This is a genomic window from Streptomyces sp. NPDC058000 (genome assembly GCF_042886435.1).
Taxonomy (GTDB): Bacteria; Actinomycetota; Actinomycetes; order Streptomycetales; family Streptomycetaceae; genus Streptomyces.
The window spans coordinates 1-19409 of sequence record NZ_JBHVQS010000098.1 but is presented as its reverse complement, the minus strand read 5'-3'; the positions used below and the strand labels follow the sequence as shown (position 1 = coordinate 19409).

General features: G+C 71.6%; 20 protein-coding genes. 7 read left to right on the top strand and 13 right to left on the bottom strand.

Annotated features, from left to right (window positions below; genetic code table 11):
• Positions 1-163: 163 nt before the first annotated feature.
• The 3 genes from ACFVT2_RS41780 to ACFVT2_RS41770 form a co-directional block, all read right to left on the bottom strand.
• Entirely contained in the window at positions 164-1603 is a 1440-nt protein-coding gene (locus ACFVT2_RS41780) for a GH1 family beta-glucosidase (protein ID WP_390027308.1), read from the bottom strand.
• A gap of 103 nt (positions 1604-1706) precedes the next feature.
• Positions 1707-1973 (bottom strand): protealysin inhibitor emfourin, encoded by a 267-nt coding sequence (locus tag ACFVT2_RS41775; RefSeq protein ID WP_390027305.1) that lies wholly within the window; start codon positions 1971-1973, stop codon positions 1707-1709.
• A 110-nt stretch (positions 1974-2083) separates the two neighbouring features.
• On the bottom strand, positions 2084-3175 hold the full coding sequence (locus ACFVT2_RS41770; RefSeq protein ID WP_390027302.1) for a M4 family metallopeptidase: 1092 nt from the start codon (positions 3173-3175) through the stop codon (positions 2084-2086).
• A gap of 292 nt (positions 3176-3467) precedes the next feature.
• On the opposite strand from ACFVT2_RS41770, the gene leuA reads away from it, so the two are divergent.
• Positions 3468-5225 (top strand): 2-isopropylmalate synthase, encoded by a 1758-nt coding sequence (gene leuA, locus ACFVT2_RS41765; protein ID WP_390027299.1) that lies wholly within the window; start codon positions 3468-3470, stop codon positions 5223-5225.
• 248 nt (positions 5226-5473) lie between these two features.
• Positions 5474-6193 (top strand): TerB family tellurite resistance protein, encoded by a 720-nt coding sequence (locus tag ACFVT2_RS41760; RefSeq protein WP_390027297.1) that lies wholly within the window; start codon positions 5474-5476, stop codon positions 6191-6193.
• A gap of 183 nt (positions 6194-6376) precedes the next feature.
• On the opposite strand, the gene ACFVT2_RS41755 is transcribed toward ACFVT2_RS41760, so the two are convergent.
• The 8 genes from ACFVT2_RS41755 to ACFVT2_RS41720 form a co-directional block, all read right to left on the bottom strand.
• Entirely contained in the window at positions 6377-7609 is a 1233-nt protein-coding gene (locus ACFVT2_RS41755; RefSeq protein WP_390027294.1) for a cytochrome P450, read from the bottom strand.
• Positions 7525-8955: a cytochrome P450 gene (locus ACFVT2_RS41750; protein ID WP_390027291.1), complete on the bottom strand. Its 1431-nt coding sequence runs from the start codon at positions 8953-8955 to the stop codon at positions 7525-7527. The genes ACFVT2_RS41755 and ACFVT2_RS41750 overlap by 85 nt, the downstream gene beginning before the upstream one ends.
• Entirely contained in the window at positions 8952-9536 is a 585-nt protein-coding gene (locus ACFVT2_RS41745) for an ATP/GTP-binding protein (protein WP_390027311.1), read from the bottom strand. The genes ACFVT2_RS41750 and ACFVT2_RS41745 overlap by 4 nt, the downstream gene beginning before the upstream one ends.
• Positions 9537-9558: 22 nt before the next feature.
• Positions 9559-9921 (bottom strand): DUF742 domain-containing protein, encoded by a 363-nt coding sequence (locus tag ACFVT2_RS41740; protein WP_390027289.1) that lies wholly within the window; start codon positions 9919-9921, stop codon positions 9559-9561.
• Positions 9918-10346, bottom strand: coding sequence for a roadblock/LC7 domain-containing protein (locus ACFVT2_RS41735; protein WP_390027286.1), 429 nt, complete (start codon positions 10344-10346; stop codon positions 9918-9920). Before ACFVT2_RS41735 ends, ACFVT2_RS41740 begins: the two co-directional genes overlap by 4 nt.
• Complete coding sequence (locus ACFVT2_RS41730) at positions 10343-11842, bottom strand: ATP-binding protein (RefSeq protein WP_390027283.1); 1500 nt, start codon at positions 11840-11842, stop codon at positions 10343-10345. The genes ACFVT2_RS41735 and ACFVT2_RS41730 overlap by 4 nt, the downstream gene beginning before the upstream one ends.
• A gap of 233 nt (positions 11843-12075) precedes the next feature.
• Positions 12076-12345 (bottom strand): DUF397 domain-containing protein, encoded by a 270-nt coding sequence (locus ACFVT2_RS41725; protein WP_390027280.1) that lies wholly within the window; start codon positions 12343-12345, stop codon positions 12076-12078.
• Positions 12327-13160: a helix-turn-helix domain-containing protein gene (locus ACFVT2_RS41720; RefSeq protein ID WP_390027277.1), complete on the bottom strand. Its 834-nt coding sequence runs from the start codon at positions 13158-13160 to the stop codon at positions 12327-12329. The genes ACFVT2_RS41725 and ACFVT2_RS41720 overlap by 19 nt, the downstream gene beginning before the upstream one ends.
• Positions 13161-13280: 120 nt before the next feature.
• On the opposite strand from ACFVT2_RS41720, the gene ACFVT2_RS41715 reads away from it, so the two are divergent.
• From ACFVT2_RS41715 to ACFVT2_RS41700, 4 genes are all read left to right on the top strand, one after another.
• Positions 13281-13478, top strand: coding sequence for a hypothetical protein (locus ACFVT2_RS41715; RefSeq protein ID WP_390027274.1), 198 nt, complete (start codon positions 13281-13283; stop codon positions 13476-13478).
• A complete protein-coding gene (locus tag ACFVT2_RS41710; protein WP_390027271.1) occupies positions 13475-13714 on the top strand; it encodes a hypothetical protein in 240 nt (79 codons plus the stop codon). The genes ACFVT2_RS41715 and ACFVT2_RS41710 overlap by 4 nt, the downstream gene beginning before the upstream one ends.
• Before the next feature lie 58 nt (positions 13715-13772).
• Positions 13773-14519 carry a DNA repair protein RecO gene (gene recO, locus ACFVT2_RS41705; RefSeq protein ID WP_390027268.1) on the top strand — a complete coding sequence of 249 codons (747 nt, stop codon included), beginning with the start codon at positions 13773-13775 and terminating at the stop codon, positions 14517-14519.
• 86 nt (positions 14520-14605) lie between these two features.
• The gene (locus ACFVT2_RS41700) at positions 14606-15424 is read left to right on the top strand and encodes an isoprenyl transferase (protein ID WP_390027265.1); all 819 of its coding nucleotides are present in this window, start codon (positions 14606-14608) and stop codon (positions 15422-15424) included.
• A gap of 111 nt (positions 15425-15535) precedes the next feature.
• Here the strand turns inward: ACFVT2_RS41700 and ACFVT2_RS41695 are convergent, their stop codons facing one another.
• Together ACFVT2_RS41695 and ACFVT2_RS41690 are read right to left on the bottom strand one after the other, a co-directional pair.
• The gene (locus ACFVT2_RS41695) at positions 15536-17158 is read right to left on the bottom strand and encodes an amidohydrolase (RefSeq protein WP_390027262.1); all 1623 of its coding nucleotides are present in this window, start codon (positions 17156-17158) and stop codon (positions 15536-15538) included.
• Between the two features lie 51 nt (positions 17159-17209).
• A complete protein-coding gene (locus ACFVT2_RS41690; protein WP_390027260.1) occupies positions 17210-17869 on the bottom strand; it encodes a TetR/AcrR family transcriptional regulator in 660 nt (219 codons plus the stop codon).
• A 101-nt stretch (positions 17870-17970) separates the two neighbouring features.
• On the opposite strand from ACFVT2_RS41690, the gene ACFVT2_RS41685 reads away from it, so the two are divergent.
• Entirely contained in the window at positions 17971-19407 is a 1437-nt protein-coding gene (locus ACFVT2_RS41685; protein WP_390027257.1) for a purine-cytosine permease family protein, read from the top strand.
• Positions 19408-19409: the final 2 nt, after the last annotated feature.

The following is a 19409-nucleotide window of genomic DNA, read 5'->3' as shown; positions in this document are numbered from 1 at the left end:
GTGCCGGACGTAAAGCGAAGCAGTCCGGCACACCCCAGCCCCACAGCCCCGGCACCGCGGCCGAACAGCCCGCGCAGCGGACCCGGCCCGCCGCAGGCGACACGGCGCCGCACCCGGCAACGTACGAGCGGTTCGCGCCGCCAGGCGCAACGGCGAGCAACCCCTACGGCGGGGCGGCCGACAACGTGCGGGGCCCACCCGAGCGCGGCCCGGCGATGACGTTCCGGAACCAGTGGAACGACGCCTTCGGCGTTCGTCGGAGGGTCGTGTAGTCGACGTGCACCAGCCCGAACCGCTGGCGGAACCCCTCCGCCCACTCGAAGTTGTCCAGCAGGGACCATACGAAGTAGCCCCGGACATCGACCCCGGCGTCCATCGCCGTCCGCAGCGCCCGTAGGTGCCCGTCCAGGAAGGCGATCCGCTCGGGGTCCTCGATCCCGTCGTACGCGCAGCCGTTCTCCGTGATCATCACCGGCGGCAGGCTGGCCCCGTACCGCTCGTGGAAGGCCACTAGCAGTTCGGTGAGGGCTTCGGGGACCACCGGCCAGCCGAAGCCGGTTCGTGGGTGCCCTTGGATCTCCCGCGGTGCGAACGGCAGCCCGGGCGGTAGCCGGACCCCGGAGAAGTCCGCCCCGGTGGTCGCCGGCTCCGGCGCCCCGACCTGCGTCGGCTGGTAGTAGTTGATGCCGTACCAGTCCAGCGGCGCGGAGATGGTCTTGAGGTCGTCGGCGACCGGGCCGGGGAGCAGTGCGGCGATCCCTTCGTCCGGGTAGCGGCCCAGCAGGATCGGTTCGGCGAAGAGCCGGTTGAGCAGCAGGTCGTAGAAGTCGGCGGCCTCGGTGTCGGCGGGGGAGTCGGACGCCGGCCAGGTCGGGCCGTGCGAGTTGGCGATTCCGATGCCGGTGGCGCCGCGGGCGCGCAGGGCCTGGACGGCGAGGCCGTGGCCCAGCAGTTGGTGGTGGGCGGCGGGCAGCGCGTCGAAGAGCAGATGCCGGCCGGGCGCGTGCTGGCCCAGGCCGTAGCCCAGCAGGGTCAGCTCGGCCGGTTCGTTGAGGGTGATCCAGTGCGCCACCCGGTCACCGAGCCGGGCCGCCACCGTGTCCGCGTACGCCGCGAAGTGCTCGGCGGTCTCCCGGACGAGCCAGCCGCCGGCCGCCTCCAGGTGCTGTGGGGTGTCCCAGTGGAACAGTGTCGGCACCGGTGCGATCCCGGCCTCCAGCAGGGCGTCCACCAGCCGGTCGTAGAAGTCCAGCCCCGCCTCGTTGACCGCCCCACGGCCCTCGGGCACCACGCGTGGCCAGGCCACCGAGAAGCGGTACGCGCCGACGCCCAGCTCCTTGAGCAGCGCCACGTCCTCCCGGTAGCGGTGGTAGTGGTCGGTCGTCACCCGGGGGGTCGAGCCGTCCTTGATCCGCTCGGCCTCGGCCGCGAACACGTCCCAGGCGGAGGGCCCGCGCCCGTCCTCGTCCACCGCGCCCTCGATCTGGGCGGCGGAGGTGGACACCCCCCACAGGAAATCCCGGGGGAAGCGGGGTGGTGCGGTCGATGAGGCAGGTGGAGACGCAAGTGAAGAGGCGGGCGGGGGCGCGGACTCCGGTGTCATGGCTCGGGATCCTGGTAACCGGTGGTAACGGTGTCAAGGGGATGGGCGGTCAAGTGGCCTGTGGGGCAAGGGGGTTGGGGTCGGGAGTGCGGCCCCGGTGGCTCTACGCCCCCTCCTTCAGCACTCTTGTGATCAGTTCGCGTTGGTCGTCGGTGAGGTCGGGGTCGGTGCAGTAGGCGGTCTTGTCGTCGACGGTGAGGGCGTAGCGGAAACCGTCGGGGACGCCGGTGGGCGGGGCGGTGTGGGCGGTGGCCAGGGCGCGGTCGGCGAGGGTGTGCCAGTCGGTGGCGTCGGTGCGGTCGGCGGTGTCGATCTCGGCGTGGCGCTCGATGCCGGCGAAGCCGCCGGTGCGGCGGATGTGGATGCGCATGGGGGGCTTCTACCCGGTGGGGCCGGAGTAGTCGACCGGGGAGGGCGGGGGACACCCGGGAGGGCGGGAGCGGCGGTGGGTGCCGTTCCCGCCCGGGGGCGTCGGCGGGGTTACTTGCCGCTGATGCCGACCGTGGACCATGCCTTGACCACGGCCTCGTGCTCGGCGCCCGACGCGCCGTAGCGGGTCTGGGCGGCCTGCACGGTGAGGTGGGCGAAGTCGGCGAACTGGGCGTTCTTGGTCAGGTGGCCGCCGGTCAGGACGTCGTACCAGATCTGGCCGGCGTGCTCCCACGCCTTGCCGCCCAGCGCGCTGGCGACGAGGTAGAAGGCGTGGTTGGGGATGCCGGAGTTCAGGTGGACGCCGCCGTTGTCGTCGGTGGTCTGGACGTAGCCGGCCATCGTGGCGGGCTGCGGGTCCTTGCCGAGCTGGGGGTCGTCGTAGGCGGTGCCGGGGGCCTTCATCGAACGCAGGCCCTGCCCGTGCACGCCCGGGGCGAGCAGGTCCGCGCCGATCAGCCAGTCGGCCTGGTCGGTGGTCTGGCCCAGCGCGTACTGCTTGATCAGGGAGCCGAAGACGTCGGAGACGGACTCGTTGAGGGCGCCGGACTGGCCCTGGTAGTCGAGGTTGGCGGTGTACTGGGTGACGCCGTGGGTGAGTTCGTGGCCGATGACGTCGACGGGGATGGTGAAGTCCCGGAAGAGCGTGCCGTCGCCGTCGCCGAAGACCATCCGCTGGCCGTCCCAGAAGGCGTTGTCGTACTTCTCGCCGTAGTGGACGGTGGCGTCGAGCGGGAGGCCGTTGCCGTCGATGGACTTGCGGCCGTAGACCTTCAGGTAGAGCTCGAAGGTGGCGCCGAGGCCGGCCTGCGCGCGGTTGACGGAGGCGTCCTTGGAGGGGCCGTCGGACTCGGAGTGGACCTTGGTGCCGGGGAGGTCCTGCTGGTGGCCGGCGTCGTAGATGGTCCGGTTCGGCTTGTCGGCGGCGGCCCGGGGCTCTTGTGGGGCGAGGACCTGGGCGGCCAGGTCGGTGCGGCGGGTGCGGTGGAGGGCGTCGTGCTCCAGGGTGCGGCGGGCGGGCTCGTGCCGGGCCGGGTCGTCGGACTCGGCGAGCTTGCCGAGGATGTGCGGCGGCACGATCGTGCAGAAAACAGGGGTCGTGGGGGCGGGTGCGGTGCGCGGCTGGGTCACGGTTTCCTTCATGGCTAAAACGGTGGCACTGTGTAATGCGTCTGTCACTGGCGGCGGCCGAAGTTCCCGAAAACGTGTGGTTGGTCGCATTTTCGCCCCTACGTCCAGGCGGTCCCGCATACTGATACGCGACTGCGGATCTTCGGTGCCTCGGCTAACGTGCTGCCCATCATGCGTTTCGGGCTGCTTCTCCTTAGCTGCCGCGGCGAGGGCCTGTAGTCGTAGGCCGACCCCCTCCCCGCGGGATTTGGTGCTGCGTTCGACCGTCGGCCGTCACACGGATCTCCCCGAGGAGCCCTACGCAATGTCGCAGCCTGTCGGCCGCCCCACTCCGATCACCAACGCCACCCACGCGCAAGCGCTGTCCGGGATGCCGATCCACAAGTACCGCCCGTTCGAGGCCGTGGACCTGGCCGACCGCACCTGGCCGGAGAAGCGGATCACCAAGGCACCCCGGTGGCTCTCCACCGACCTGCGCGACGGCAACCAGGCACTGATCGACCCGATGTCGCCGGCCCGCAAGCGCGAGATGTTCGACCTGCTGGTACGCCTGGGCTACAAGGAGATCGAGGTCGGCTTCCCGTCGTCCGGCGAGACGGACTTCGCGTTCGTCCGGTCGATCATCGAAGAGGGCGCGATCCCGGATGACGTCACGATCTCCGTGCTGACGCAGGCCCGCGAGGAGCTGATCGAGCGCACCGTCGAATCGCTGGTCGGTGCGCGGCGGGCCACCGTCCACCTCTACAACGCGACCGCCCCCACCTTCCGCCGGGTCGTCTTCCGCGGCTCGAAGGAGCAGGTCAAGCAGATCGCGGTGGACGGCACCCGGCTGGTGATGGAGTACGCCGACAAACTGCTGGGCGACGAGACGGTCTTCGGCTACCAGTACAGCCCGGAGATCTTCACCGACACCGAGCTGGACTTCGCGCTGGAGGTCTGCGAGGCGGTGATGGACGTCTGGCAGCCCGAGGCGGGCCGCGAGATCATCCTCAACCTGCCGGCCACCGTGGAGCGTTCGACTCCCAGCACGCACGCCGACCGGTTCGAGTGGATGTCGCGCCACCTGACCCGGCGTGAGTTCGTCTGCCTGTCCACGCACCCGCACAACGACCGCGGCACCGCCGTCGCCGCCGCCGAACTCGCCGTGATGGCCGGTGCCGACCGCGTCGAGGGCTGCCTGTTCGGCCAGGGCGAGCGGACCGGCAACGTCGACCTGGTGACGCTGGGCATGAACCTCTTCTCCCAGGGCGTCGACCCGCAGATCGACTTCTCGCAGATCGACGAGATCCGCCGCACCAGCGAGTACTGCAACCAGATGGAGGTCCACCCGCGCCACCCCTACGCGGGCGACCTGGTCTACACCGCCTTCTCCGGCTCCCACCAGGACGCCATCAAGAAGGGCTTCGACGCGCTTGAGGCCGATGCCGCCGCCCAGGGCAGGACCGTCGACGACATCGAGTGGGCGGTGCCGTACCTGCCGATCGACCCCAAGGACGTGGGGCGTTCGTACGAGGCGGTCATTCGGGTCAACTCGCAGTCCGGCAAGGGCGGTATCGCCTACGTCCTGAAGAACGACCACAAGCTGGACCTCCCGCGCCGGATGCAGATCGAGTTCTCCCGGATCATCCAGGAGAAGACCGACGCCGAGGGCGGCGAGGTCACGCCGAAGGACATCTGGGGCACCTTCCAGGACGAGTACCTGCCCAACCCGCAGAACCCGTGGGGCCGCATCCAGGTCAGGGCCGGGCAGACCACCACCGACAAGGACGGCGTCGACACCCTCACCGTCGAGGCCGAGGTGGACGGCGCCGAGACCGTTCTGACGGGCTCCGGCAACGGTCCGATCTCCGCGTTCTTCGACGCGCTCCAGGGCCTGGGCATCGACGCCCGCCTGCTGGACTACCAGGAGCACACCATGAGCGAGGGCGCCTCCGCGCAGGCCGCCTCGTACATCGAGTGCGTCATCGACGGCAAGGTGCTGTGGGGCATCGGCATCGACGCCAACACCACCCGCGCCTCCCTCAAGGCCGTGGTTTCCGCCGTCAACCGCGCGGCGCGCTGACCCCGGTCGCGTCACCTTCCGCCCGGCCCCGCCGCTCCGCACCCCGGAGCGGCGGGGCCGGGCGCGTCCCGTACACATTCCGTACGCATCCCCGCCGGCATCCGGCCAGCCGCCCGACCGTTGTCCGATACGAGGTGCTGACGGCGCATCACCAATGTGGCTAACATCACGTAACGAACGGCGACGGGGCCGATGGGAGCTCCTCCCATGCCCTTGAGGTCGTGGGGGAATGACGGAGGGCTGACGTGATGCGCAACGTATGTGTGGTGGGGGTGCGCACCTCGTGGCGGACCGTCGCCGACGGCGAGTTCTTCTGCCCCGACTGCGGCGGCGACCGCAACTACCTCCGCCGCACCGGCCGGCGCCGCCTCCTCGTCCTCGGCGTCCCCGTCCTGGCCCGCGGCGACGCCGGCCCGGTCCTCGAATGCTCGGCCTGCCGGGGCCACTTCGGGCTGGACGCCCTCGACCACCCCACCACCGTCCGGCTCTCCACGATGCTCCGGGACGCCGTCCACACCCTGACCCTGGCGCTGCTGGCGGCCGGCGGCACGGCCTCCCGCACGGTCCGCGACGCCGCGGTCACCGCCGTCCGCGCGGCCGGCTCCGCCGACTGCACCGAGGACCAACTGCTCACCCTGCTCGCCGCGCTCGCCGCCGACACCGGCCGGCTGACCGGCACCTACGAGGCGGCCACCGGCGGTCACTGCGGACACCAGGGCCTCGACCCGTGCGGCACCGCGCTGGCCATAGAGCTCCACGAGGCGCTGGAGCCGCTGGCGCCGCATCTCGCCCCCGCCGGGCGGGAGTCGCTGCTCCTCCAGGGCGCCCGGATCGCCCTCGCCGACGGCCCCTGCACCCCCGCCGAACGCGAGGCGCTCAGCACCGCCGGCGCCGCCCTGATGCTCCGCCCGGAGGACATCGACCGGCTGCTGGCCGCGGCGGCCCGCTCGTCGCGCTACCGCGGCTAGGGCCGGTCCGAAGACCCCGGCCCGCGGCCAGGGATCGCGCCCGAAGACTCCGGCCCGCGGCGGCGCCCCGCCCCCAGGCGCCGCCCGGCACGAGGACGGCCCCGCCACCGGACGGAACCGGTGGCGGGGCCGCATGCGTCTCGGACGCTCCTCGCGCGTCCCCCGTGTGGTGCGCGCTGCGCCTCAGGCCGTCAGTCGCACCGGCAGGCTCGCCAGCCCGCCCGAGATGAACCCGCTCGTCGGATGCAACTCCTCGGCGGGAACGGCCAGTTGGAGGTCAGGGAACCTCTCGAAGAGGGCCGGCAGCGCGGTCCGCGCCTCCAGTCGGGCCAGCGGCGCACCGATGCAGTGGTGCACCCCGTGCCCGAACGCCAGGTGCTCCTGGCTCGCCCGCTGGATGTCGAACGTGGCGGCGTCCGCGCCGTGCTGCTCGCGGTCCCGGCCGGCCGCCGCGTACATCGGCAGCAGCGCCTCGCCCTTGCGGATCACCTCGCCGTGCGGCAGCTCGACGTCCTCCACCGCGAACCGCAGCGGCAGGCTCGCGATACTCGGCGACCAGCGCAGCGTCTCCTCGATGACGTCGTTCCACGACGCCTCGCCGTCCCGCACCAGCTTCAACTGCTCGGGGTGGGTCAGCAGGGCGTACACCGCGTTCCCCAGCAGGTCCACGGTGGTCTCGTGGCCGGCGCCGATGACCAGCAGCAGGGTGTCCCGCAGCTCCTGCTCGGTCATCCCCTGGCCCTCGTCGTCCCGGGCCGCGACCAGCAGGCTGGTCAGGTCGTCCGCGGGCTCCGCGCGCTTGGCCGCGACCAGCGAACCGAGCAGCTCGTCGACCGACACCCAGGTCGCGGCGGCCTGCTCCGGGGTGGCCGTGGTGTCCATGATCTCCGAGACGATCCGGGCCAGTTCGAGCCGCGGCGCACCCTCCGGGTAGCCGAACAACTCGCAGATCACCTGCATGGGGAGCGGGTGGCCGAAGGACTCCCGCAGGTCGATGACCTCGCCGGCCGGGCGCGCCGCCAGCCCGTCGAGTAAGTCGTGGGTGATCTGCTCCACCCGCGGCACCATGGCGTCCGTCCGGCGCGCGGTGAACGCCGGGGCGATCAGCTTCCGCAGCCGCCGGTGGTCGGGACCGTAGGCGGTGAACATGTTCGTCACGCCGATCCACGACTGGAGCCAGCTGCCGCGGATCTCCTCGCGCTGCCACTGGGGCCAGTGGTCCCGCGGGTTCTTCGAGATCCGGTCGTCGGTGAGCAACTGCTTGAGCAGGGCGTGACCGGTCACCCCCCACGCCTGGATGCCGCCGGGCAGTTCTATCCGGGCCGCCGTGCCTAGTGCGCGGAGGCGGGCTCCTTCGCCGTGGATGTCGGTTCCGGCCGGGTCGATGACGACGGGCTGCGGTCGCTGTTCTGCCAAGGCGTAGCTCCTGCCTGATCCGGGGTGATGGGGGTGAAGCGGGTCGGGAGGGCGGCCAGGGCCCGGTGGAAGGCGCCGTTGCGCCACTCCAACTCCTCCGGCGTGACGGCGAGTTCGATGTCCGAGAGCCAGGCCGTGAGCCGCTCGATCGCGGTGATCGCGATCAGCAGCGCGTGCCGCTTCACCGGGCAGGCGTGCGGTCCCGCCGCCCATGCCAGGTGGGATCCGCTGCCCGACCCCGGGCCGTGGGTGGCCGTGGTGTCGAACTGGCTGTTGGCCGCCGCGTACGAGACCATCACCAACTGCCCGGCGCGTACCCAGGTGCCGTGGAAGAAGACGTCCCGGACCGGGAAGTGGGCGGAGTAGTTGGCCATCGGCGGGTCGTTCCACAGCACCTCGTTGATGGCGTCGTGGACGGTCAGCGCGCCACCGGAGACGGTGCCGTAGTAGCGGTCGTCGGACAGCATGCGGGACAGCGCGTTGCCGATCAGGTTGGCGAGCGGCTCGTTGCCGGCGCCCATCACGAGGATGATGTTGTGGATCAGTTCCTCGTCGCTCAGGTCGTTGGGGTGGTCCATGAACCACGAGGTGAGGTCCGGGCCCCGCTGCGCCTTCTTCGCGCCGACCAGCTCCATGATGTACTGCGTGAACGCCTCGTTGGCGGCCGTCGCCTCCTCCGGCGAATTGCCCTCCAGCATCCCCGCGATCGCCGAGATCAGCCGGTCGCTGTAGGAATCGGGCAGCCCGAAGAGGGCGTTGAACATCAGCAGCGGGATCAGCCGCGCGTAGTCCGCGATCAGATCCGCCTCACCGCGGTCGCCGAACCGCCGGATCAGGGTGTCCGCCGCGTCGTGCACCCGGGCCCGCAGCTCGTGCGGTTCGACGAGCTTGAAGCTGTCGACGATGACGTCCCGGTAGCGGACGTGCGCCGGCCCGTCGCTGTAGAAGACGTTCGGCCGCCAGCCCAGCATCGGCAGGACCGGCGAGTCCGGCGGGACGGTCTGCATCCAGGCCCGGGAGTCCTTGGACCAGGTCGCGTCGTCGTTCAGCAGCTCCAGCGCCGCCCGGTAGTCGGTCACCAGCATCGCGGTCACCTCGGGCGCGATCTCCACCGGCGCCACCGCCCCGTACTGCCGCAGCCGCGCGTAGAAGCGGTCCGGGTCGGCGGCGAAGTCCGGCCCGTACAGCTTCACCGGCGCGTACGCGTCCGGCTGCGCCGCGGCCTGCGGCGGCGCACCGTGCGCCGGACAGCCCGGCGGTGGGGCGGCGGCCCTCGTCTGCGGTGGGACGGCCGGCCCGGGGCAGGACGGCGGCGGGGCGGCGCCCGGCTCGTACGGGGAAGTCACGGGTTCGGGTTCTCCTCGGGCAGGGGCGTGTGGTCCAGGACGTGGCGGACCAGCGCGATCAGCGCGTCGACGGACTGTTCCCGGTCGCGGGCGTCGCACAGCACCAGCGGGGTGTCCGGATGCAGGTCGAGCGCCTCACGCATCTTCTCCACGTCGTACTGCGGGGCGTCGGGGAAGGTGTTGACCGCGACCGCGTAGCGCAGTCCGGCCTCCTCCACGATGTCCATCACCTCGAACGAGTCCGCCAGCCGGCGGGTGTCCGCGAGGACCAGGGCGCCCAGCGCGCCGCGGGCGATGTCCTGCCACAGCGGGCGGAAACGCTTCTGCCCCGGCGTGCCGAACAGGTACAGCACCAGGTCCCCGGGCAGCGTCAGCCGCCCGAAGTCGATGGCGACGGTGGTGGTGGTCTTGTCCCGCACACCGGCGAGGTCGTCGACCATCACGCCGGTCTGCGTCATCACCTCTTCGGTGTGCAGCGGCGGGGTTTCGGAGAGCGCACGGATGAGCGTGGTCTTGCCGACTCCGAACGGGCCGGCGATCAGTAGCTTCACCAGCGTCTGGTGCTCGCCGGAGAGGTACATGTTGCCGGTCCCGGCGCCGGGGCTAGGACTTGAGAGAGCGGAGTCCATCGAGAACCCTCTCCAGGATCTGCCGGTCGAATTGCTCGGCTTCGGGTATGGGGGCTCGGGCGTGCAGGCGCCCGGCATCGACGAGATCGGCCACCAGCACCTTCACCACGCTCACGGGCAGGTGAAGGTGGGCGGCCACCTCGGCCAGAGTCAGCGCGCCGGGCTGGAGCAGCTCCAGGATCCGGTGCTCTTCGGGGCGCACCTCACTGGTGATCGGCATGTCCACGCCGATCAGCACGGTCAGCCGGTCCAACGTGTTGCGGCTCGGTCGGGCGCGTCCGCCGGTCGCCAGATAGGCCGGTACGAGACGCCGTCCGCTGCTCTGGCGCGGCGTCATGCTTGGCTACCGATGCCCCGAGCCGGGCTGTTCATGACCTTCTTGCCCAGGGTCGTCACCTGGATCTGCATGTGGTGCGCGACGACGCCCATGTTCACCTCCGGATCGGCGAAGACGGCCAGGCAGGTGTTCTCACCGGCCGGGATCGCGAAAACGAAACCTTCTTCGGACTCGATGACGGTCTGTCGCAGCCGGGCGTCGTCCTGCTCGGTGAACGCCGCGGTCACCGCGCGCCCCGCGCCCTGGAGCGCCGACATCATCGCCGCGACGCCCTCCGCGGCCTCCCGCGACAGGCCCGGTGAGGCCCCCTCGATGAAGCCGTCGCCGGAGATGACGGCGGCGTGGACGACATGCGGCAGCTCCAACAGGGGAGCCAGCACCCAGGACTTGTCCTCGGCGACACGGCGACGGGTCGGGCTGTTCATGACTGGGCGTTCCCTTCGGGACTGCGCGGGGGTTCGGAATGGGCTGCGGCCCGCCCGGATTCGGTGCCGCGCTGGAGCGCCGCCCAGCGGGAACCGGTCTCCTCAGGGGAGCGCAGGTTGATCGTGTCGTCGCGCGACTCGGGCTGCTGCTCGGACGTCGGCCGGCGACGGCGGCGGCGCGGCAGTTCACCCTCGGCCGGCGGCTCGTGCGGCTCCGGCGCGGCGAACTCCGATGGCGCCGCCGGTGCCGGTGCCGGTGCCGGTGCGGGTGCCGCGAGGGGCTCGGCCGGGGCGGGCTGCCGGGGCGGCACGGCACCCGCGGGGGTGGCCGGTGCGTTGGCCCCGGTCGGCAGCACGGACGGCACCGCCGCCCGCTCCCGCGGCGCACCGGGCGCGCGGTGCGGCATCGGCGCCATCACCGAGATCGGCCGCGCGCCCTCGTCGAGGACGGTCAGCAGCGGATCGCCCGGGATGTACACCACGGCCCGCACGCCGCCGTACGGCGACGGCTCCACGTGCACCCCGTAGCCGTACTGCCGCACCAGCTGGCCGGCCGCCGCGAAACCGGACCGCGGCGGGTCGCCCAACTGCGTCAGCAGCAGGCCGTCGTTGCCGGCCAGCAGCTCCATCGCGTGCTTGAGTTCGTCGGCGTGCATGCCGACGCCGTAGTCGTCGATGATCACCGACGCGCCGCGGTTGCCCTGCTGGAGGGTGACGGTGACCGGCAGTTCCCGGTGCGAGTGGTGCAGCGCGTTCGCCAGCAGTTCGGTGACGGTGATGGCGATCGGCTCGACGGCCCGCGCGACCACCGCGACCGGGTCCCGCAGCTGGTTGCTGACCTGCACCCGCTCGTAGCCGCGCAGCCGCGACGTGGCGCCCACCACCAGCTCGGCGAGGTACGAGTCCTCGCGGGTCAGTCCCGGCCAGGCACCGCAGACCACGCCGGTGGCCTGCACGCGCCGCAGCGCCTGCTCGTTGAGGAAGTCCGCGTCGAGCAGGTCCTGCGCGATCTGCGGGTCGTCGTACTTGTGCTGCATCGTCTGCAACGAGGTCTGCACCTGGTACAGCAGCGCCTGGATGGTGGTGGTGGCACCGCGCAGCGTGGACTGCGCCGCCGCGTCGACCCGGGTGCGCTCCTTGGTGATCGCCGCACTGACCTGCTCCAGTACGGCGTCCAGTGCTTCGTCGGTGTCCGACCCGCCGAACCGGGTGTCCAGCAGGCCACGGACCGGTACGTGCGGGTGGGCCAGGGCCAGGGTCAGGTCGGGCAGCCGGGCCTCGGCCAGGTGCCGGATCTCGGCCTCCGTGGCCCGCAGTCTGGCCGACAGCTCCGTGTTGCCGTGGAGCGTGGCGCTGTTGTGTTCCTCAGCGGCGGTCAGGCGAGCTCTGAGGCCGGCACGCTCCTTGCGTACGCGGACCAGGAGCGTCGCCAGCAATACGGCGGCGACCGTACCTGCGCTGAGGCACCACAACAGCGCCTGCGGTATGGATGTCATCGAGATCCTCGTTTGGGGACTGACGGGGATGTCTCGGCCGCTACGGCTGCCGTGCCGCCGAACATCACCGGATGCTACCTGTCGTCTGACACGCCGTAAGGGTCCTTGACGTGCGGGGGCGGAGAAGTGTGGAAGGTCGCATTCAGTCGTTGATGACCGGTGGGTAACGTGATGCGGCCCCGCCTTCCGGGAGGATGGCGGGGCCTTGTGGAGATGGTGTGGATGAGGCGTGATCAGGCGCCCGGGAACCGGCCGTTCTTGACGGCGCCGATGAACGACGTCCAGCCGTCGGCCGGGAAGACCAGGGCCGGGCCGTGCGGGTCCTTGCTGTCACGGACGGGGACGAGGCCGGGGAGGCCGTCACGGACTTCCAGGCAGTCGTCGTTGTTGTGACCGCTGTAGCTGCTCTTACGCCAGCGGGCGACCTCGATGCAGTCGCCGCCGTTCTGGTCGCTGTAGCTGCTCTTGTGCCACTGAGCGGCGCTCAGTTCGTACTCGCGCATCGTCGGTATTCCTCCGCCGTAGATTCGATCAGGGCCAGGGACGCCTCCGGCGACAGCGCGGCGGCCCGGATCAAATCGTAATCCTGTTGTGCGCGCTTCACTATGGCCGGATCGTCCAGCAGCGCCCCCGAATACACCGCCTCTGTATAGGCAGTTGGCGGGGCGTCGTCGAATTCCATGAGCTTCAGCATCCTGCCCATGGTTGGGTGCGCACCCGCGGCGAACGGAAGGATCTGGATCAGGATCTTGTGCTCGTGGATGAGCCGCAGGATGTACTCCAACTGCCCGGCCATGACGGCCGGTCCGCCCACCGGGACCCGGAGGACGGCTTCATGCAGCACCGCCCAGTACGTGGGGCGCGTCGAGGTTTCGAGGATGACCGCACGGTCCAAGCGCGAGCGCACGCCGTCGTCGAACTCCTCATCCGGCACGAACGGGTTGCCCGCGCGCATGACGGCCCGCATGTACGGCTCGGTCTGGAGCAGGCCGGGCACCGCCATCGGCGCGAACTCGCAGATCGTCGTCGCCAGCGGCTCCAGCTCGACTACCTTCGCGAAGTAGTCCGCGTACCGTTGATCGTCGATGAGCTTGCGCCATGCCCGCTCGAAAAAACCGTCGGTTTGTAGGACCTGGTCGATGCGGATCGCCACGTCCAGTTGTGGGCGGCGGATCGCCTGCTCGAACTGGCCGATATAGCCGCCGGAGACGAACACCCTCTCGCCCAGCATCTCCTGGGTTAACGCGGCGTTCTCGCGGTGTCGCTTGAGTTCCGTTCCCCAATACTCCCAGAGCACCTGGCGTGAGGCATTGGCCATGGTCTACGTCCTTTCTCTGCCCGGCAGTTGCAGGGCCGGGACCGTTGCACACCCTAGTTCCGGAGCGTCACGCTTTCGCTGCGAACGGTGAAAAAAGTTCCTCGCGGAAAGTGGTGGGCAATGAGGGAAGAACGCGCCGAAGTAGAAAGCGTGATCACGGAATTGCGCGATGCTCTGGCCCGAGCTGGCATCATTTTGCCGTCGCTCGGACTCGACCTGGTTTCGTACGCGCATCGCACCATGCCCCCGCTAGTGGAATTGGGGCGCTGCAATATGGACACCGCCCGGCGGCTGGCCAAGGTGCTGGGGGAGCGGTGAGGGCGGCGGTGATCGTCCCGGCGCTCGGGTCGTACGTGGTCGATACCCGGGACGGGCCGGACGGGCGGGTCGGGCAGGTGGTGGGCCGGGAGGGGCCGGGCCTCCGGCTGCGGCCGGTCGGGGGCGGTCCGGAATGGATCTGCGCCTCCGAGGCGATCCGGTGCGCCACCGCCGGCGAGCGGCTCCGGGCGGAGACCACCTACGCCAACGCCCGCAGCCGGGGCGAGCGGCCCTAGGCCGGAGGGGGCGCGGGCCGGCCCGCGCCCCGCCCGGTGGGTGCGCGAGAATGGCCGTATGACTCTGTTCCGCGACGACGGCATCGTGCTGCGCACCCAGAAGCTGGGTGAGGCGGACCGGATCATCACGCTGCTGACCCGCGGTAACGGCCGGGTGCGGGCCGTGGCGCGGGGCGTGCGGCGCACGAAGTCGAAGTTCGGGGCCCGGCTGGAGCCGTTCTCGCACGTGGACGTGCAGTTCTTCGCCCGCGGCGGGGAGCTGATCGGGCGCGGGCTGCCGCTGTGCACGCAGAGCGAGACGATCGCCGCGTACGGTGGCGCGATCGTCACCGACTACGCCCGCTACACGGCCGGGACGGCCATGCTGGAGACCGCCGAGCGGTTCACCGAGCACGAGGGCGAGCCGGCCGTTCAGCAGTACCTGCTGCTGGTCGGCGGGCTGCGGACGCTGGCCAATGGGGAGCACGCCCCGCACCTGGTACTGGACGCGTTCCTGCTGCGGTCGCTGGCGGTGAACGGTTATGCGCCGAGTTTCGACTCCTGTGCGCGGTGCGGAATGCCCGGTCCGAACCGGTTCTTCTCGGTGGCGTCGGGCGGTGTGGTGTGCGGTGACTGCCGGGTGCCCGGAAGCGTCGTACCCTCCTCAGAGGCGATCGGGCTCCTGGGCGCGCTGCTGACCGGCGACTGGGAGACCGCGGACGCCTGTGAGGCGCGGCACGTCCGGGAGGGCAGCGGCCTCGTCGCGGCGTATCTGCACTGGCACCTGGAGCGCGGCCTGCGGTCCCTCCGCTACGTGGAGAAATAGCGACCGCGGCTCGGCCCGGTCCGGCCACCCGGGGCCCGGCCACCGAACACACCGTCCATCGATATGGCATAGGAGACGTGGGGCGCATGGCAGTACGCGGGATTCTGGGGCGCAATCGACGTGAATACCAGACGCCCGAGCCGCATCCCTCGGGTGCGCGTCCGCCGAGGATTCCCGGCGAGCTCGTCCCGAACCACGTCGCGATCGTGATGGACGGCAACGGGCGGTGGGCGAAGGATCGCGGGTTGCCGCGCACGGAGGGCCACAAGGTCGGTGAGGGCGTGGTACTGGACGTCCTCAAGGGCTGCATCGAAATGGGCGTGAAGAACCTCTCGCTCTACGCCTTCTCCACCGAGAACTGGAAGCGGTCGCCGGACGAGGTCCGTTTCCTGATGAATTTCAACCGGGACGTCATCCGGCGGCGCCGTGACGAAATGGATGCGCTGGGCATTCGTATCCGGTGGGTCGGCCGGATGCCGAAAATGTGGAAGTCCGTGGTCCAGGAACTCCAGATCGCCCAGGAGCAGACCAAGAAGAACGACGCGATGACGCTGTACTTCTGCGTGAATTACGGCGGCCGGGCGGAGATCGCGGATGCCGCGGCGGCCATCGCGGCGGACGTCCGGGCCGGGAAGCTGGACCCGTCGAAGGTCAATGAGAAGACCGTGGCGAAGTACATGTACTACCCGGACATGCCCGATGTGGACCTGTTCGTCCGGCCGTCCGGTGAGCAGCGCACCTCGAACTACCTGATCTGGCAGAGCGCCTACGCCGAGATGGTGTTCCAGGACATCCTTTGGCCGGATTTTGACCGTCGGAACCTGTGGGACGCGTGCTTGGAGTACGCCAAGCGGGACCGCCGGTTCGGCGCGGCGCCGCTGCAAGCGGGCGAGAAGGCGACCTGAGCGCGGGCCCGTAGGACGGGCCGGTGAACGGCGGACGGGCCGCCTCCCTGCGGGGAGGCGGCCCGTCGTGTCGGAGCGCGCGGACGGCCTCGTGCGCGGGCTCCGGTCGACTCACACGCGCGGGTCGCGGTGGGTGGGGCGGCCGTCGAGGACGGTGAGCAGGACCGGGAGGTCCGGCAGGTCGGTGGCGGCGGTGGTGAGCGGGTCGTCGGCGAGGACGGTGAGGTCGGCGCGGTAGCCGCGGGCGAGCCGGCCGGCCCGGTCCTCCTCGCCGGCGGCGTGCGCGGCGTGCACGGTCATGCCCCGGAGGGCCTCCAGCGGGGTGAGCGCCTGCTCGGGGCCGTGCGGGGGCTGGTCGAGGTCGCGGGTGGGGCGGCGGTGGCGGGCGCCGGCCATCACGCCCAGCGGCGGGTAGGGGGCGATCGGCCAGTCCGAGCCGAGGACGACGGTGGCGCCGGCGTCGGTCAGTTCGCGGCAGCGCCAGGCGCGGGCCGCACGCTCCTCGCCGAGCCGGCGGGACCAGTTGTCCGTGTGGTCGGCGCGGGTGAAGTCGCAGCAGTGGGTGGGCTGCATGGACGCCAGCACGCCGAGCTCGGCGAACCGGCGCAGGGTGTCGTCGGGCACCGTCTCGATGTGCTCGATCCGGTGCCGGACCCCGTTGCGGTCGGCGCGCCGGGCCTGCTCGACGGCGTCGAGGACGTGCCGGACGGCGGCGTCGCCGATGGCGTGGGTGGCGGTGGGCACCCCGGCGGCGTGCAGTTGCCCGATGACGCGGGTGTAGACGGCAGGGTCGGGCCAGAAGGCGTGGGTGGACTCGCCGTGGCAGTCGGGGCGTTCCAGCCAGGCGGTGCCGTTGTCGATGGTGCCGTCCATGAAGAGCTTGACGCCCGCGGTCCGCCACACCCGGCCGCCGGTGCCCTGCTGGGCGATGAGCGTGCGCACCCCGTCGGCGTCGGTGCCGGGCTGGCACCAGGGCGCGACCCGCAGCCGCAGCGGCAGGTCGCCGGCCGCGTCCAGCTCCTCGTAGAAGGCGAGGCTGTCGCCGTTCGCGTCCATGGCGTGGCCGCCGGTCAGGCCGGCGGCGGCCATGGCGCGCAGCGCGGCGGCGAGCCGGGCGCGGCGCTCCTCGCGGGTGGGCTGCGGGGCGGCCCGCTCGACCAGTTCGCAGGCGGCGTCCTCCAGCAGGAGTCCGGTGGGCCGGCCGGCGGCGTCGCAGACGACCTCGGCGGCCTGGTCGAAGGTGCGCGGGCCGTCGACGCCGGCGAGTTCCAGGGCGCGCGGGCTGGCGAGCAGGGAGTGCGCGTCGAAGAGCTGGAGCAGTGCGGGGACGCCGTCGAGGACGGGGGCGAGCGCGGCGGCCTCGACCGGCCGGTCGCCGAAGACGTTGGGGTCCAGCCCCCAGCCGTGCAGCCAGGCGCCGGGGGCGAGGGTGGCGACCTCGCGGGCCAGCGCGGCGCGGACCCCGTCGAGGTCGGTGCAGCCCGACAGGTCGAGTCCGTGGGTGAGTTCGGCGCCGGAGACCGGGTGCAGGTGCCCGTCGGTCAGGCCGGGGGTCACCACCGCCCCCTTGAGGTCGAGCACCGTCGTCGCGGCGTCGGCGAGCGCGCGGATCTCACGGTCGTCGCCGAGGGCGGTGATCCTCCCGTCGGCCGCCGCCAGCGCGGTCTCCGGCAGGAACGTGCCGGTCACCGGGTCGAGCAGGCGGGCGGAGAGCAGGACGAGGGGGGCGGGCACGGCGGCTCCTGAGGAGGCGGGAAGACGGGGGACAGGGGGAGGGGTGCGGGGCTACGCCTCGACCGCGGCGGGTGCGGCATCGGCCGGGCGGCTCAACGCGCCGTCCGGCAGCCCGAGTTCGCGCTCTGCCGTGGTGATCGCCATGCGGGTCACCGCCGCCGGGCGGTCGCCGGTGTCGGTGTTGGCGTGCGCGCCGAGGCCGTCGAGCACCACCAGGATCTGAATGGTCGTCACATCCGGGTCCGCGGTGCGGAACTCCCCGCCGGCCACGCCCTCGTGGAGCAGCGCGGCGAGCCGGCCGCGCCAGGCGGCCTCCTGTTCGGCGACCCGGTCGCGGAGCAGGGGCCGGTAGCGGCTGAGGTGGCGGGCGTTGATCCACAGTCGGCTGATGGCGTCGTACGCCTCCCCGGTGGTGTGCGCGAAGAACCGCGCCAGCCGCTCCGTCGGGCCCGCGCCGGGGGGCGCGGCCGGCAGGAGGCCGTCGAGTTCGGTGCTCGCGGCGGTGCCGAACGCCTCCGCCACCAGTTCCTCGGCGGACGGGAAGTAGTGGCTGATCAATCCGGGGCGGACGTCGAGGTCCTCGCCGATCCGCCGCAGGGTGATGCACTCCAGCCCCTCGGCCAGGGCGACGGTGGCCGCGGCGTCGACGATTTCGGCCCGCCGGGCGGCCGGGTCTTTCCGGATGCGCTTGCGCTGAACCCTTGACGACATACCCCGGATGCTATTGAGTGTGCGACCAATAAGCAACAAGGCCGGTAACGCAGCAGGTCGTTATGGCCAAGGTCGCTCACGACCAGCCCCCCGGAGGACCCATGGCGTCCACGATCCCCGAACCACGCACCGGCACCCACGACGCGTCCGAGACGGCCACACCGGCCCCGGACCGCGCCGGCCGGATCGAGGTCCACGGCATCGACCACATCCCCGACGCGGACCGCCACGGCCGCCCCCGCGGACTGTTCTCCGTCTGGGCCGCCGCCAACGTCAACTACCTCAGCCTGGTGGTCGGCGGCGCCCTGATCCTCATGGGTCTGACCCTCTGGCAGGCGCTCGCGGTGATCGTCGTCGGCAACCTGTTCTGGGTGCTCACCGGCGTGCTCGCGGTCCCGGGGCCGGCCGCCGGCGCCCCCAGCGAAGTGATCACCCGCGCCCTCTACGGCGTCCGCGGAAACCGCGTGAACAACGCCGTCACCGGCTGGATGATCTCGGTCTGCTACGTGGCGCTGAACCTCGCCTCGGCCGCGACCGCCGCCTTCTCCCTAGTCGAGGAGACCGGCATCCACGCCACCACCGGCGTCAAGATCGCCGTGGTGGTGGCCGTCGCCGCGGTCACCCTGACCATCAGCGTCTACGGGCACGCGCTGATCGTGAAGCTCTACACCCCGATCACGCTGGTCCTCACCGCCGCCTTCGCGGTCGTCGCCTACGCGGTGTTCCGGCACGCCGACTTCGGCTACGCACCGGCCCACCCGCTGACCGGCGGCGCCCTGTGGGCCACCGTCCTCGGCGGGGTCACCCTCATCGCCTCCGGTCCGCTGTCGTACACCACCAGCGCCGACTTCTCCCGCTACCTGCCGCGCACCACCGCACCGCTGGCGGTGGTGGGCTGGACCGCCCTCGGCGGCTTCCTGCCCGGCGTGCTGGTGTGCTCCCTGGGCGCGTTCGCCGCCACCACCGTCGACATGACCGACCCGCAGACCGCGCTCCAGCAGATCCTGCCCGGCTGGTTCACCCCGCTCTTCCTGCTCGCCCTGGTCCTCGGCACCATCGCGATCAACGCCCTGACCGCGTACAGCGCGGGCCTCGCCCTCCAGGCCGTGGGCCTGCGCATCCGCCGGTCCGTCAGCATCCTCGCCGACGGCGCCGTCGCCGTCGGCCTGACCCTCTACGCGCTGCTGGTCTCCAACTTCCTCGACACCGTCAGCAACGTGCTCCAGCTGACCGTCGTGCTGCTCGGCCCCACCGCGGCCGTCTACGCCACCGACATCGTGCTGCGCCGCAACCGGTACGACGGCCCCGCGCTCACCGACGAGAGCCGCGGCGGGCCGTTCTGGTACACGGGGGGCGTCAACTGGGCCGGCGCCGCGGCCCTCGCCGGCGGCGTCACCGTCTCCGCGCTCTGCGTCGACACGCTCTACACCGGCCCGATCGCGGCGGCTTTGGGCGGTATCGGCCTCGCCCTGCCGGCCGGCCTGGTGGCCGCGTCCGCCCTCTACGTGCTGCTGGCCCGGCGCACCGCCGGTCGGTGAAC